Below are 15,261 nucleotides of genomic sequence, written 5' to 3'. Positions count from 1 at the left end.
TAAATCCGTCTGTTTTTCTGAGTTGAGTTCTACAAAGCGGGTATCACATCACTCATGAGACGACGCTGTTTCATGACCGGCATGTTTTTGCGAATTGAGTGGAGATTCTCCATATCCAATTTGGCTGTGATAATGTCTGCGTCCTGCCCGGCACGCGCCACGACCCGCCCCCAGGCATCGACAATGACGGAATGGCCATAGCAGCGCTTTTCCTGGCCATCGACAATCACGCTGCCGCCAAGGCCACAGGCAATGAAATGGCATTGCGTTTCCGCAGCACGAGCGCGAGCCAATAACTCCCAGTGAGCCTCACCGGTAACCATAGTATAAGCGGCGGGAAGCGTGACGACCTCAGCCCCCTTGAGCCGCAGAGCGCGGAAGAGTTCGGGAAACCGGACGTCGAAGCAGATGGCGGTACCGAAGGTAACACCCTCAAACGTCCAGGTGACAATCTCATCGCTTGGCTTGATATAGTCGGATTCACGAAAAGCGCCGCTGCCCAGATCACCCATATCGAACAGGTGCATCTTGCGATATTCCGCGATTACCTCGCCCTGCCGATTAAAGACGACCGATACGTTTTCGACGCGCTCGTCGCCGAGAACCCTGGCAAGGATCGTTCCTGCCTGCACCGCGACATCGTGGCGCTTGGCAAACGCCTGCGCCATCCGGAAAGCGGGCGTTTCGCGCAAGGGCTGGGCAAGTTCGACCGAGCGCTTCTGGTCAGGGCCGTAATAGCTGAAATATTCAGGAAGAATGAGAAAGTCTGGTCGGTCCTCGGCCTGCATTGCTCTTATCATCGCAGTTTCCGCTGCCGGCACCGTGACGTCTGGCGACAACCCCATCAACGTTTGAACCGCTGTGACTCTCATTGTCTAGACTCCTTGGATGAAAGAATTTCCAGCGAGTTGGTTGCCCGTCCCCCTGAATCTGGATTCAGAACACGCTCTACGAAGGTGGCCATTTGCGGCTCATAGGCCTTCCAGAGGTTACGCAGTTCTCTCAATGGCTCGGCGGCCTTATCAACGCGCAGATCAACCGAACAAAAATCCGGATATTCAGCGATCTTGAGCGCTGCTGAGGACAACGGGAAAATTTCGCCTCCAGCTTTCAGCGCAGCATCGAGCGCCGCCAACAGTCGCTCGGCCATCGGTTTGTCGCTTGTTTCAAGCGCTGCTGTCACCATCGCAGCCGGAACCTGATCATTCCTCAGAATATTGCCGACTGCGACGATCCCCGAAGCAGATGCGCTTGCATAGATCGGCTCCTGATGGGTGCCCTGCCGTAACGCTGTCGCGCCATCGCGATCGACGATTGCAAGTTCGCGCCATTCAATACCTGGCGCGGTTGCGATCTTGTCCAGTGTTTCCTGGGCTGACAGTCCATTCCTCAGATGATGGAGCGCCGCAACGCCCAAACGCGGATCTGTGCGGTGCTGTGTGATGACAGCACCAGCATCATGATTGACGAACAGACAACGCGCGCCCATCGCCATCGAAGAGGTCGCGCCGGCAACACCGAACTGTCCCGTTTGTGGACAGCGAAGAGCGATGGAGAAAGTCATCAGTTCAGCCTCAACATGGATCTGGCAGGAGAAAACGGTGAAAGATCGATACTTGGTTTATCGCCCGTCATAAGCTCGGACACGAACTTGCCGGTAATACCGCCGAGCGTTAGCCCAAGGTGACCGTGACCACATGCATAAATGATGCGGGGATCCTTGCGGGATGGCCCGATAAAGGGGAGGCTATCAGGCGTGGAGGGGCGGAAGCCCATCCAGGTGTCCTGCCTGTCACCCAATGCGGGCAACATTCTTCGAGCTTTATTCTCAAGGACATCGAGGCGTGATTGACGTGCTGGCTTATCCAGACCGCCTAGGTCTACAGTCCCCGCCGCGCGGATCTGATGGGACAGCGGGGTGAGGAAAAACCCATCGGATGGATACATGACCGGATGCGTCAACAGCGGCTCGTGGTGCTCGAATGCGACATGATAACCGCGCTCGGTATTCATGTTAAGGCGATCGCCAAGCTGATTAGACAGACCACGCGACCAGGCACCAGCTGAAATCACGATGCGGTCAGCAGAGATGACCTCGCCTCCAGTACGGATGCGCACGCCATCGGTGCCACTTTCGATCCGCTCGGCCTTCGCCGTAACGAAACGGCCGCCGTGCTTTTGGATTGCCTGGGCAAGTCCCCTGCAATAGGCTTCAGGACTGTCGACCACAAAGCAACCGGGGAAAATCGTGCCGCCGATATAACCCCGCGCGAGATTGGGTTCCATGGCAGCTATTTCGTCCTGTAAAAGGTACTGCGCTTCGATACCCTCAGCGCGCCGCCGGTCGTTGGATTTCTTGGCGTTCTGAGCTTCCTCTTCGGTGCGATAAAGGTGAATCGAGCCCGTGCCGCGCCCGAAACGAATGCCACCGACTTCTTCCATCAGGGGAGCGTGCCCCTCTTCGATCACCTTCATCAGCGAGCCAAGCGCCGAAATGGTCCCGTCCTGGCGGCTGCGCAGTGACGCAGAAAGGAATGCTGCGAGCCATGGAGCAAGATCGAGAAGATCACGCCAATAGAGCGTAAGCGGTCCATCGCGACGCAACAACATTCCCGGGACTTTCCAGAGAATTCCGGGAGCAGCAGTGGGGAAGATTCCCGAAGGCGCGACCGTCGCGGCATTGCCAAACGACGCGGCATTGCGAAACGATACGTCTGACAAGGGCGGTGTCGGGTCAACGAGGACCACATCCAATCCCTTTTTTTGCAGCCAGCGTGCTGTGGAAAGGCCCACGACGCCGGCTCCAATCACCGCAACAGTAAGCTTGCCGCTCTTCTTGGTCTGCATTGGAGGCCGTTCCCTCAGATTGCCGCAGTTACGATGATCTCGACATCGTAACCGTGCGCCGCAGGCGGCACGACACCGGCAGCGCGGGATGGCTGATTTTCTGGGTCGACCCACTGCTCCCACACTTCATTCATGGCGTCGAAGTGCTTCTGATCCGAAATCCAGACCGTGGCGCGCAGGATTTTGGATCGGTCGGTTCCGGCTTCCTTGAGCCAACGGTCGACCTTTTCAAGCGCAACGCGGGTCTGATCCTGAATGGTTTCGCCCTGGTTGCCGCACATGCCAGCCACATAGGCGATGCCGTTGTGGATGGAGACCATCGAGGTGCGCTTCAGTCGTTCAATACGGATTACATCGGCCATGTTATTTCACCAGCTTTCTGACCCCTTCGGACCATTGATTTTCGAGAGCTCGCCAAAAGGCCTCCAGCTACAGCCTCAGGCTCTTTTGGAAGCCCATGAGCTTTTCGAGCAGCGCGACCGCGATCACCGAGAGAACGATCAGTGCTGTTGCCATTGCAGCTACAGTCGGATCGTCAAAATCCTTGATGTATTGATAGGCCGCGACGGGCAGTACCTTGGTCCGATCATTGGTGAGGAACACGGCGATCGAAAAATTGTCGAGTGCCTCAACGAAGATGAACACAGACGCTGCCAGAATGCCCGACTTCAATTGCGGAAGGACAATGACAAAGAAGGTGCGGAAGGGGCCGGCACCAAGGTTGCGTGCCGCCTCTTCGATCCGCGGATCAAGGCCAAGGAGATTGGCTGAAAGTGCACGAATGGCAAAGGGCAATGTGAAGACCAATATGCCCAGGCAAAGACCAAAAAGACCAATACGGACGCCACCTGCCGACAGGAGCGAGAGGAGCGAGACACCCGTTACAACGCCCGGAATGATCAGAGGTGACAGGATGATTTGCTGGATCAGCCCTTTGCCTTTGAAGTCAGTGCGCACCAATGCGTAGCTCGCGGGAATTCCGATCAGCAGGCTCAAGGGCATTACGATCAGAGCCATCGTAAACGAGCTCTTCGCGGCGTCCATGAACATGGAAGAATTATAAAAATTCTTGTGCCAATCGAGTGTGAACCCGGAAGGTGGCCACTGGAAATAGCGCGTCGGGCTGAACGAATGAAGCACGACAAACACCACCGGTAACAACAGGAAAACGACCGCTATTGACGCCAGAGCGATTACGACGACGCCAAATCTCGCTTCAAGATCACGATTAAACATCACGAAACGGCCTTCTTGATTTTCTTCGCGGCGAGGTTGATCAGCCAGATCGAAGCGAACGCACTGATGAGAAATACGACAGCCGTTGCAGCAGCATAGGGAACGTCATATTCGGTAAACATGCGGTCATAGATCTGGTTTGCGACCATCCTGACCTTTCCGCCGCCCAGAACCATAGGGAAAAGGAACGAGGCCAACGCAATTGAATAGACAAGAACCAGCGTAACCATGAGCCCTGGCAAGAGGATCGGCATGGTAATGCGCCAGAATGTGGTCGTGCGGCTGGCGCCAAGACTACGCGCCGCTTCCTCGACCGAAACGTTCAGGTTCTGGACGACACCGATGAGCGTAAAGACCGCAAACGGCAGCAGGTAATGGGTAATGGCAATGCCAACACCTGACCAGTTGTAAAGAAACTGGATCGGCTTGGCGACGATACCAAGCTCGATCAGGCTCAGGTTTATCAGTCCCCGGTTGCCAAGAAGGACAAGCCAGGAATATGCGCGCGTCACACCACCGGAGAGGAAGGTAACTGCGATCGCGAGCATAATCAGTGTCCCGACCCATTCTCGCTTGGAACGCACGATTACCATGGCCATCGGCACGGCTATTGCGACGGTAATTACCGACATCACAAAAGACGCCCAGAGCGTGGTGAAGAGGATCGACTGGTTGGCCCCCGTGAACAATACACGCCAATAATTGTTGAGTGTAGCCTCACCGGCAAACTGCGTTCCCGGCGGGCCCTTCATGAAGAAGCTTGAGAGACCGAAATAGCTATACGCCGCAACGATAAGCAGGCCGATAATCAGCGCGGGGGTGATCAGATATTTGGCGCGGTTGTTATTCGCCTCCATCATGCCCTCAACACGATTGTATGAGCCGGATCGAGCGCAAGCTTGACTGACTGGCCGGCGGCATATCTGGCGCGATTGTTGTTTCGCGGAGAGTTCGCATCAATAGTGAGGCCTTTGACCTCAACCTGATAGACTACTCGCTCGCCAAGCTCGTGGGTGGTCTTGACGGTTCCATTGAGCCCTTCTCGCGGGTCTTCAACGCCGACAATTTCGATATGGGAAGAACGGATCGAAACCTTGCAATCAGCGCCCGCGAATTGACCGCAAGCGTCATTGACAACAACCTGCTGTCCAGCAAGCGACAAAGTTGCGCCACTACCGTTGACCGCGACGATCTTCGCATCAAAGATATTGGCCACGCCGAGAAAACGGGCAACGAATTCGCTCTTGGGCCTATCATAGAGTGCGATCGGAGTATCAAGCTGCTCGATACGACCCTGGTTCATGACAGCAATATAATCGGAAAGATAGAGAGCTTCATCCTGGTCATGCGTCACCAGGATCGATGTGATGCCCAGCTTCTGCTGAAGCTCACGCAGCTCGGATTGCAGTCCTTCGCGAAGATGCCGGTCGAGCGCACCAAGTGGCTCATCGAGAAGCAGGAGCTTGGGCCTGATGACGACGGCACGCGCAAGCGCGACGCGCTGTTGCTGACCGCCTGACAATTGGCTCGGATAACGATCCGCGAGGTGGGACAGCCGGACCATCTCAAGCACGTCGCGTACGCGCACGGTCTGCTCTTCCTTTGAAACACCACGCATCTTGAGACCGAACGCAATGTTGGATTCGACAGTCATATGGGGGAAGAGAGCATAGTTTTGGAAAACCATGCCAATGTCGCGAAAGTTCGGCTCGACCCCGCTGATGTCCGTGCCATCGACGACAATTTCACCGGATGTCACATTGAGAAAACCGGCGATCATCCGGAGAACAGTACTTTTACCGCAGCCGGATGGCCCCAGGAGCGTCAAGAGCGATCCACGTGGCACCTCCAGGTCAAGGTTGCTCACGGCCTCGAAGGAGCTGTACCGCTTGGTCAGATTCCTGAGTTGCAACGTGCTGCTCTGCAGATGTTCCATGGTTGCGGTTCCGTCAAAGAATAATGGGGGAGAGCGCGTTCGGCCTAGGCCGAACGCCTGAATAATCGTTCTGGTTTGATTTTGCAGATTGGAGGCGTGCTAGTCTTTATCCAGGCTCAATGCAGAGGGCCTCCTGAATGCCGGACCATCCCGCAATCTACCAAGTACAGCATATACGATCCGGGGATAAGCACCGTCCTTCATTGTTATTCCGCTGTCTGGTTAAAACCGCGGATCAGGTGAGCTCTCATCAATTGCTCAGCCTTGTCTGCTTCCCGCGCTTTAATCGCCTCGAGAAGTTTGACGTGATCTTGGATTACTTCCTGCGACTGCGCCTGATTGAGGGCCGCAAGACTGGCTTCGCTCATGAAAAATCCGGCATAGTTTTCGATCGCATTCTGGAGTTCCGGTACGCCGCAAGCGTTGTAGATTCTCCAATGAAATACGTTATTGTTGCGCACCCGCTCGGTACGAGCCTCTTCCGGGAGGTTCAGCGCCAATTCGATTGAAGCCTCAAGAATCTGGAAATCGTCCTCGTTCAGGTGGGGTACCGCGAGCTTCGTTGCGTAGCCTTCAAGCGCAATCCGGATTGCGCGGATGCCCTTGAGGGCGGACAGCACATCCGCAACGACAACGCCGGAAGACGTGCGCTCAAGAAGCCGGTTGGAGATGAGACGCGTGAAGGCTTCACGCAGCGGCGTACGACTTACCCCGAGCTTCTGAGCCAGCTCCACTTCCCGCAGACGCTGGCCTGCCTCAATCCGTCCGTCCAGAATGAGTGACCGCAACAGTTCATAAACGGCATCCGCCGAGCTCACTGCAGCCAGCCGACGACCGCCCAGATCGTCAATTCCATTGGCATCCATGATTTCTCGTCTCCATATACTCATTGACTCGCTCTAGTTATGCCGCGATCACCTATTGGCTGCCAGTCCCCATATGGCCTGTTTGCGTCTTATCCCTTGTTCCCGACATTCCCGTTCTCGGAGAGCGTGGCGATCAGTGTCGAGAACACTGCGCCTCGACCCACGAGACTATCAATGACGATTGTTTCGTCGCGTGAACAGATGTCATTGCAGATAGGACCCAACCCGTCGATCGTCGGCACCCCGAGCGCGCCGCAGAAGCTGGCGTCAGACCCGCCCGAAACATTGGTCAATTCAAAGCAGGGCACACCGATTTCCTCGGAGGCCTTGGCTACGATCTCGTAAAGCGCTTGCGTTTCAGGCGTCCTGGCCCATGCAGGCCGCGTCCAACCGCCTTTCAGAACCACCGAAACGCGATCCGTCGAGACCTCGGAAATCAGCTGCTCAACTTCCTTCTGCAGCTTTGCAGCCGCTTCGGGCGTGCGGGCACGCATGTCGACATGGAGTTTAGCATGGCCAGGAATGACCTGCCTTGCATCACCACCTTGGAATACGCCAACGTTCACGATGACACCATTCTCGAGATCCGTCAGGGCCTCGATACGGGGCACGAGGATTGCGAGCGGCCGAACCGCAGAAGCGCCCTTGAGATAGTTGGCCGCCGCGTGCGCAGTCTGCCCGGTCGCTTCGATAAAGAAGGCACCAACAGCACCACGGGAGGTAAAATACCCGCCTCCTGGACGACCAGGCTCAAGAGTCAGGACCCAATCGGAAGTCTTTGCATGCTCCTCGATCCAGCCGCGCGAAAGCGGACTTCCCAGTTCCTCATCGCTAACGACGAGAAACTTGATCTCTTCAAATTCGGCAAGTCCGGCCCTTGAAGCAACATCAATTGCATTGATAGCCAGCACAAGTCCGCCGCGCATGTCGCCAACACCGGGACCTGTCGCAAGTTCACCTTTTATCTCAAAGGGCCAGCTCTCCAGCGTGCCGCGCGGCCAAACGGTATCGGCATGGCCGAGGATCATCAACCGGCCTTGGCCCTGCCCTTTTCGAACCGCCAACAAGCGATTACCGCGCTCGGGAACTTCTTCGTAATGAAGTTCAAACCCCTGCGTCTGCAACCGCTCGCCGATCCAACGTGATGTGCGGGTCACACCTTCCACATCGTAGGATCCTGCTTCAATGCCGACAAGTTCGGCAATATCTGCAAGCATCGCGTCAAGACGGCCCGCAAAAACGCCGCGAAATCTACTAGCCAGATTCAAGAGTGCCTCCCAGTTTGTATTTTTGTATACAAGCATACTCGTATGCATTTCGCAATAGAAAACTGCCCTCCAGACTGGAGAAAATTGCCATCGCGAAACCGTCGCTATTTCAGCAAATCTAATTCGATCGCCGTCTTCGGACTAAAAAGCGAGAGCGGGGAAAGGCCGTTTTCCTGAAGGCGGCTACCCAGCGCCAGCAGCGCAAAGTCGGCATGCATTGGAGCCATGATCTGCATGCCAATCGGACACCCACGAGAATCGCGACTTGCAGAAAACGCCAGCGCCGGCAGACCAGTAAGGTTGGCCGCCGCAGTGAATTCCAGTGGATTGCCGAGCCCCTTGTTGGGCGCGCCGAACGCGTTATCAAGCAGCGGCGGAATGACCGCATGAATGGGCATGGCCAGCCAGTCGATATCATCGAACAGCTTGTTCCACAGAACGGTAATCTCGGCATACCGCTTGAGAGCCTCGAAATAGTTCTCGTCGGACAGGCTCAATCCCGTTTCGATCAACGTGGCGAGTGCCTGACCATAGGCTTTGCTTTGTGCAGGATAGCTGGTGGCATGGCTGCGTGCGGTCTCTTTGGCGCAGATGCAGTCCCATGTCTCCTGCAGATCAGGAACGTCAGGCATGGTGCAAGCGACGAGGTCGAGACCCATTCGCTCGGCTGTATCAAGCAGACGGCGATAGGCAGCTTGAACCTCTGGGTCGAGCCGTGAACTGAGCAAATCGGGAAGATAACCAAAACGGCGAGCCGACGCTGGAGAAGGTGGAAGCGTATTTCCGAGGCCGCTCATCGCTCCGAGCAACAGAGCGCACCCATCCGCACTGGACGCCATCGGACCGAGATGATCGAGACTGGGCGCCATGGTGCAGATGCCCTCCGTGCTGACAAAACCGCGGCTGGGCTTGAGCCCAGTCACCCCACAGTAAGCCGCTGGAAACCGGATTGAACCGCCTGTGTCGCTGCCAATGGCTGCGGCTGCCAGACCTGCCGCGACGGCAACACCCGATCCCGACGAAGACGACCCGACACGGAACGATGCGCCCCATGGGTTTACCGGAACCGGCATTTCAGGATGGTGGGTGGAGCAAGCTCCCTCAGCCATGGCCAGTTTACCAAGGATGACCGCGCCAGCCGTCAGAAGATTAGTGACGACCGTTGCATTGCGGCCAGTCTGGCGATCACGAAAGATAGCCATACCATTGGACGTCGGCGCGAAATCCGTTTCACATAAGTCCTTGAACGCAACGGGTACGCCATGTAACTGTCCAAGCGACCTGCCCTCGGCGAGGGCTTGGTCGGCTGCACTTGCTTGCGAAAGGGCGGTCTCGGCGGTGACCATGACGTACGCCTGCAGCGACGGATTCAACCGCTCGATCCGCTCAAGATAATATTGCGTAAGCGCGACCGAGCTTACATTGCCGGTTGCGATCGCATTTGCGATATCTGGCAACGGTTTTGCGATGACTTCAGGAAGACTGCTGGCAACAAGCGGGGCGGTCTGGATCATGGGTGCTCGAAGGATATGAGTGCCAGCCTGGGAGCCGAAACAGACTACCAGCGGCTGTTTATTGTGAAATCAATTTGAAAAGTGGATCAGGTGGCTTTCGCCACCTGATCTGTTCAGTAACTTCCGCATGAAGGGATTAGCGGGTCGTAATCTGGTCAAACCGGACGGACCAATCGCTGATATTTTTCAGGACGACACTGCCATCCATCACGATGCCTTCGCCGTCAGCAGGCAGAGAGTCTGCAAGCTCTTTCGGTAGTTCCACGTTGCGGTTAACAGGAGCCATGTTTACCCGAGCCAGCATCTCTTTCTGGGCAGCCGCCGAGATGATGTAATTGATAAACTTAGCTGCCTCTTCCTGATGCGATCCGTTGGTCATCATCATGACGTCGAAATACATCGGTGCCGGGCGGGGGGAAATCATCTTCATTTTGATGCCTTCGCCCGCAACCGCATTCATATGTGAACTTTGGCCGATGAGGATCGTCCCCTCGCCTTGCACGATGGACTGTCGTGCCTGGGAGTCCGACGTATAATAGAGCGAGACATTCTCGTTGAGCTGCTCAAGCGCCTTGAATCCCGGATCGTAATTTTCCGAGGTGCCGCCATTGATAGTATTCGCAACCGTGAGAAGCGAGCCGGAGTAGATCGACATGGCAGGGGCGATGATCTGACCTTTGTATTCGGGCTTCCAGAGATCTTCCCACGAAGTCGGCGGCACCGGCACGGCATCCACATTGTAAACGATACCCATCGGGTAGTAGTAGATACCGACCCAATCATCGGCAATCGCCCCCTTGATCAGCTCGTCGCGGTTACTCAGCTTGTCACGCGGAATCTTGACGAACAGCTTCTGATCCTGAGCCGCCTCGCTCGCAATGGTATTGGTTGCGAACCAGACATCCACGATGGGATTGTCACGATCAACCTGGAGCTTGACGAGGCCCTCGCCCGAGGATGACTGCGTCACGGCATTGACCTTGATACCCGTTTCAGCCTCGAACTGCTGTGAAATGGCTTTCAGGCCATTTTCCCACGTCGAGCCCCAGATCTGAATGGTAATCTCGTTCGATTGTGCAAATGCAGAGTTGGCTGCAACGAGCACTCCGCACGATAAAAGCAGAGACTTAATGTTCACGGTTACTCCTCCTGAGTTTTTGGGAAAGACTCTCTTCAAGGTAGACGTGTGGCCGCCACACAAACGTCACCCGTTGAGATGAAGTGCACTCATCGACCAGAGAGCTTCGTTAAAAGCTCGCCACCCCGCCGATCGTGGAATGATTGTACTTTAACGAGAGCCGATACGCTTGAACCCCGACGAGTTCGAACGGTCTTTGATCGAAACCCATGTGAATAAAGCCAAATAACACTTGGGACTTGACGTTCAATCTCACTGAAAAAGTCAACAGCCGACCCTCCAAACTGTGTGCGGGGATACTTGCATACAATAATGCAAAGCGCAACTATATCGTTGCCCTGACGGGGAACAGAATGGGAGATGAAATTGAAGCTCATTCGAATTAACGGATCAGCACGGCCGAGTAGAGGTCATCGGAGACCGATGCAACCATTCAATACGAAGCCTGACCGACAGCCTTCGCACAGTAAATATTTTACAATTTTAGCAATAAAACTATCGCGGAACGGAAGTTAATTTCGATTTTTCTTTGGAAGATAAAGAGTAAATTACTGAGAATTACTACAGATAGAGGCTAAATTTACTAGTTGCCGATCAGAAATCAGAACGATGACATTTATGCCGTTAATCAACGACGCCATACAACGTAAAGGGAACTGGCGACCAAGACCGCAACACCTAGAAAGGTCACAGAGTCAGGCACTTGCTCAAAAAATAGCCAGCTGAAGAAGGTTGATGTGATAATTTCAATATATGCAAAAGGCGCGACGAGTGAGGCTTCGCCATAATGATAGGCTTTGATGATCAGATATTGGCCCGCAAGACCAACCAGCGTCATACCAATTGCTATCGTCCATTGAAACAAATCCAACTCCTGCCAGAACACGAACACCAAGGGCGTCGCTACAATGAGAGCCGAAAAATGCGTCTGAAAGGTCAGAGCAATCGGCGGTACGCGGCGCACCCCGCTTGAGCCCTTCTTGATGGCGATAACATATCCAGCCATCGCCGCACCCGAGACGAGAGCCAGCAGGCTACCCATTTCCAGTGCATGATGCGTTGGCCGAATAATGATCAAAGTGGCTGCAAAACCGATTAGCAGTGCAATCCATCGGGTAAAGCGCATCATTTCCTTCAGAAGCAGGCGCGAAAACAAGGTCACAAATAGCGGTTGAACAAAGCTAATCGCCACCGCATCCGCGATTGAGAGAAATTTCAGGGAACTAAAGAAGCAGACACCAGCAAGAATGCTGAAGAAGCCCAATGCGAAAGCATTCCGCCAGCCCTGCGGTGGCGGAAACACCGGCTGACGGTCAATGATCATAAAAGGCATCAGAAACAATGTTCCAAGCAGCATGCGTAGGAAAACGACCTGCATGGCCGGTATCTGGTCGCTCACCAGATATTTTGCCTGAACATCAATCAACGGAACAAGCGTCATCGCCAGCACCATCATTACAATGCCGGTTCCATTTGTATCGTTATGACGTGCCATCATCACATCTGACGACATGATATTCTATGCCCCTCGCGCATATTCTGGACGAGCCGGTTTTATTTGGCTCTCGGGAATACCCCGCCTCGTCTCGCGCTTTCATTTTGCCCGGTAAAGAAGATTGCCGCTCATCACTCGAACCAGCGTGCTGCCCTGTCCTGGAAGCGATACCACGTCCCCACCACCGGCAAGAACCAGGGGTTTCCGTTATAGAAATAGAGACGCGGGAAATGGCTTCCGATTGTGCCGCGATCCGAATTTGGAGCTCCCAACATATATTCGGCCATCCGGTGACCCAAATAGGTCTGGTTGGAAATTCCACCACCATTACAGCAAGACAAATAGTAGATACCGTCTTCCATCCGTCCGCCGTGTGAGCAGAAGTCATAAGCAAAGCAGACATTACCGAGCCAACCATGGCTCAATTTCACGCCGCGCGTTTCTGGGAAAGTATGTTCCATGAAAGCACGCAATCCCGCGGCACCTTGTTCTTCGGTGGAATTACGGAACCGCGCTCTGCCCCCGAATAAGATACGCTTGCCGTCTGGAGAGCGACGGAAATAATAGAGAATATGCTTGGTATCACCCACCGCCCGGTTGTTGGGGATCAGGCGTTCCAATAGGTCGAAGGACATTTCCTCGGTAGCGATCATATAGCTCTGGACTGGAATGGTTCGCTGGCGAAGCCACTTCACTTCCGGCCCGACATAGCCGTTCAAACCCAACAGGATCTTCTCCGCCTGGATTTCCACAGGGGACTTGTTCTGGACATTATCCAGAAACGCAACATGTCCCTCGGCACTTTTGCGGGCACCCTTATAGCGCCAGCCGGTAAAAATGCGCACGCCCAGCGCCCGGGCGCGATTAGCCAAAGCGCGCACATATTTGGCCGGATGGATCGTTCCCTGATCGTGGCGAACCATCGCGCCGCGGTAAATATCCGTCTTGAGCACACTATGAATCTGCGTCTCATCAAGGATTTCGTATTTTTCTCGATCTTGCGAGGAGAGACCATCACGAAACGCGCGCAGCTTTGCCAGATCCTTGCGTGAATGGGCAGCAGCAACGCTCCCCACAAGGTTCAGGTCAATGGGCTCCGGGAGAGACCGCGCACGCTGGATCATGAACTTCATGGACGAGCCATAATCATCCATGATTTCCCGAGCGCGTTTCTCCCCAAAACGCGCAGTTGCCTGAGCAAGCGTGAACTTCGGTGCATTGCCGATCTGTCCGCCGTTGCGTGAACTGGCGCCCTCCCCGATGCGCATGGCATCGACAACCATAATATTGGTCTGCCCGGCTTCGGCCAGCGTAATGGCCGCCGAAAGGCCCGTATAACCGGAGCCAATGATCAGAACACTGCATGATGTCTTGTCGAACACCCGTTCGCCATGTTGCGGTTCGGCCGCTTCCCACCAGAAAGGCGTGGTTTTCATAATATCCCCTCCGTCATAACCGGACATTCACTGAGGCAGCTAAGAGCGCTCAAACGCGGCTGTCCAAAGCTGATCCGTCATTGGTTTGTTGTGAAATAGATTTTCTTTACTGCGCTGGTGGTCTTCCAGCTGCCGGTAAATCCCGGTTCAAGCACCACCAGATCACCCGGGCCGAAATGCCTTGGCTGATCCACGCCATCCTCAAAAAGCGTGATCTCTCCTTCGAGAATATAGAAGGTTTCAAGTGTGCTTGCGTCGCGCACGACGCGATGATGCCCTATCGTCGCCGACCAGACCCCGCTTGCTATTCGTCCGTCGAGCAGCGGCCAGGATTGAAACTCTGGTGCTCCGTCAAGTACAAGGGCGGGATTGGGATAGCTGGCTTCACCGAACCCGAGATTGCCAGTTGTTGCTGATTTGAGTTTATTCACGAGTTCATTCCCTGTTTAATTGAGCAAGATGCAGTCTTTGGCATCGAAAGCGATCTGTACGGGCGCGTTCGTCAAAAGCGCTCCGTCACGTGCGCTGCCGTAAGTTGTAATTGCCCGGCCGTTCGGCAGTGACACTGTGTAAAGCACCCGGTCACCGGAATAGGTTGATGTGGCCACAACGCCGGAAAGCACAATGTCACCGACGGTGTTTACAGTGCCGGATGATGCGCCAAGCCGGATATCTTCGGGGCGCACGACCAGTTCCGCCTTACCAATTCGATCCGTTGCCGAGTTTAGTTCTGTACCGCCAAGTTTGAATTCAGCCGTGGCGAACTGCGGTCCAGAGGCCGTATGACTGAGTGCGCCTTCAAATATGTTCGACTTCCCGATGAAGTCGGCAACGAAGCGCGATCCTGGCCTACGATAGAGTTGATGTCCGGTATCGTATTGTTCGATACGGCCATGGTTCATGACAGCAATGCCATCGGACATATGCATGGCTTCCTCCTGATCATGCGTGACATTGATGAAGGTGGTTCCAAGCCGATGGTGGATGTCTCGTAATTGATCCTGCAAGTCGATGCGCAGCTTCTTATCGAGCGCCGACATGGGCTCATCGAGCAACAGAAGATCGGGTTCGAACACCAGTGCTCGCGCAAGCGCCACGCGCTGCTGCTGACCGCCCGACAGTTCGTGGGGTTTGCGCCGGGCGAACTTCGTGAGCTGAACCAGCTCAAGCATGGCATTGACCTGACTGGAAATCTGATCACGGCTCTTGCGGCGAACTTTTAGCGGATAGGCAATGTTGTCAAAGACGCTCATATGCGGGAACAGCGCATAGCCCTGGAAGACGAGGCCAAAATTGCGCTTTTCCGGTTTGAGCGCGGTGATATCTCGTCCTTCGAGCCGAATATCGCCGCTCGACACATCTTCGAACCCGGCCAGAATTTTCAACAATGTGGTTTTCCCAGAGCCGGACGGCCCGAGCAAGGTCACAAAACTGCCTTTCGCGATGCTCAATGAGATATCGTGCAGGGCCTGCATAGTTCCGTAAAACTTGTTGATATTGCGGATGTCGATAAAAGCCATGGTAG

The 15,261-nt window shown here is 54.8% G+C and carries 15 protein-coding genes; all 15 read right to left on the bottom strand.

Features of this window, described 5'->3' with window-relative positions:
• Positions 1 to 29: 29 nt before the first annotated feature.
• On the bottom strand, positions 30 to 872 hold the full coding sequence (locus tag MKS82_RS24910; protein ID WP_109989725.1) for a nitrilase-related carbon-nitrogen hydrolase: 843 nt from the start codon (positions 870 to 872) through the stop codon (positions 30 to 32).
• Positions 869 to 1,564, bottom strand: coding sequence for a DUF1028 domain-containing protein (locus MKS82_RS24905; RefSeq protein WP_109989726.1), 696 nt, complete (start codon positions 1,562 to 1,564; stop codon positions 869 to 871). The genes MKS82_RS24910 and MKS82_RS24905 overlap by 4 nt, the downstream gene beginning before the upstream one ends.
• Positions 1,564 to 2,847, bottom strand: a complete 1,284-nt coding sequence (locus MKS82_RS24900; RefSeq protein WP_109989727.1) for an NAD(P)/FAD-dependent oxidoreductase — start codon at positions 2,845 to 2,847, stop codon at positions 1,564 to 1,566. Before MKS82_RS24900 ends, MKS82_RS24905 begins: the two co-directional genes overlap by 1 nt.
• A gap of 14 nt (positions 2,848 to 2,861) precedes the next feature.
• The gene (locus tag MKS82_RS24895; protein ID WP_109989728.1) at positions 2,862 to 3,209 is read right to left on the bottom strand and encodes a RidA family protein; all 348 of its coding nucleotides are present in this window, start codon (positions 3,207 to 3,209) and stop codon (positions 2,862 to 2,864) included.
• 67 nt (positions 3,210 to 3,276) lie between these two features.
• Positions 3,277 to 4,083 (bottom strand): ABC transporter permease, encoded by an 807-nt coding sequence (locus tag MKS82_RS24890; protein ID WP_109989729.1) that lies wholly within the window; start codon positions 4,081 to 4,083, stop codon positions 3,277 to 3,279.
• Positions 4,083 to 4,943, bottom strand: a complete 861-nt coding sequence (locus MKS82_RS24885) for an ABC transporter permease (protein WP_109989730.1) — start codon at positions 4,941 to 4,943, stop codon at positions 4,083 to 4,085. Before MKS82_RS24885 ends, MKS82_RS24890 begins: the two co-directional genes overlap by 1 nt.
• On the bottom strand, positions 4,940 to 6,019 hold the full coding sequence (locus MKS82_RS24880) for an ABC transporter ATP-binding protein (RefSeq protein ID WP_109989731.1): 1,080 nt from the start codon (positions 6,017 to 6,019) through the stop codon (positions 4,940 to 4,942). Before MKS82_RS24880 ends, MKS82_RS24885 begins: the two co-directional genes overlap by 4 nt.
• A gap of 206 nt (positions 6,020 to 6,225) precedes the next feature.
• A complete protein-coding gene (locus MKS82_RS24875; RefSeq protein WP_176038179.1) occupies positions 6,226 to 6,885 on the bottom strand; it encodes a GntR family transcriptional regulator in 660 nt (219 codons plus the stop codon).
• Between the two features lie 89 nt (positions 6,886 to 6,974).
• A complete protein-coding gene (locus MKS82_RS24870; protein WP_181394346.1) occupies positions 6,975 to 8,153 on the bottom strand; it encodes a M20/M25/M40 family metallo-hydrolase in 1,179 nt (392 codons plus the stop codon).
• A gap of 104 nt (positions 8,154 to 8,257) precedes the next feature.
• Positions 8,258 to 9,667, bottom strand: a complete 1,410-nt coding sequence (locus tag MKS82_RS24865; protein ID WP_109989734.1) for an amidase — start codon at positions 9,665 to 9,667, stop codon at positions 8,258 to 8,260.
• A gap of 136 nt (positions 9,668 to 9,803) precedes the next feature.
• Positions 9,804 to 10,805, bottom strand: a complete 1,002-nt coding sequence (locus MKS82_RS24860; protein WP_181394347.1) for an ABC transporter substrate-binding protein — start codon at positions 10,803 to 10,805, stop codon at positions 9,804 to 9,806.
• 628 nt (positions 10,806 to 11,433) lie between these two features.
• Positions 11,434 to 12,318, bottom strand: a complete 885-nt coding sequence (locus MKS82_RS24855) for a DMT family transporter (protein WP_109989736.1) — start codon at positions 12,316 to 12,318, stop codon at positions 11,434 to 11,436.
• A gap of 113 nt (positions 12,319 to 12,431) precedes the next feature.
• Positions 12,432 to 13,736 (bottom strand): NAD(P)/FAD-dependent oxidoreductase, encoded by a 1,305-nt coding sequence (locus tag MKS82_RS24850; protein ID WP_181394348.1) that lies wholly within the window; start codon positions 13,734 to 13,736, stop codon positions 12,432 to 12,434.
• 77 nt (positions 13,737 to 13,813) lie between these two features.
• Complete coding sequence (locus MKS82_RS24845) at positions 13,814 to 14,167, bottom strand: cupin domain-containing protein (RefSeq protein WP_109989738.1); 354 nt, start codon at positions 14,165 to 14,167, stop codon at positions 13,814 to 13,816.
• Positions 14,168 to 14,182: 15 nt separating this feature from the next.
• Complete coding sequence (locus tag MKS82_RS24840) at positions 14,183 to 15,256, bottom strand: ABC transporter ATP-binding protein (RefSeq protein ID WP_109989739.1); 1,074 nt, start codon at positions 15,254 to 15,256, stop codon at positions 14,183 to 14,185.
• Positions 15,257 to 15,261 lie beyond the last annotated feature (5 nt).

It is taken from the genome of Ochrobactrum sp. A-1, from assembly GCF_022488005.1.
GTDB lineage: Bacteria > Pseudomonadota > Alphaproteobacteria > Rhizobiales > Rhizobiaceae > Brucella.
This window is presented reverse-complemented; position numbering and strand designations above follow the sequence as displayed.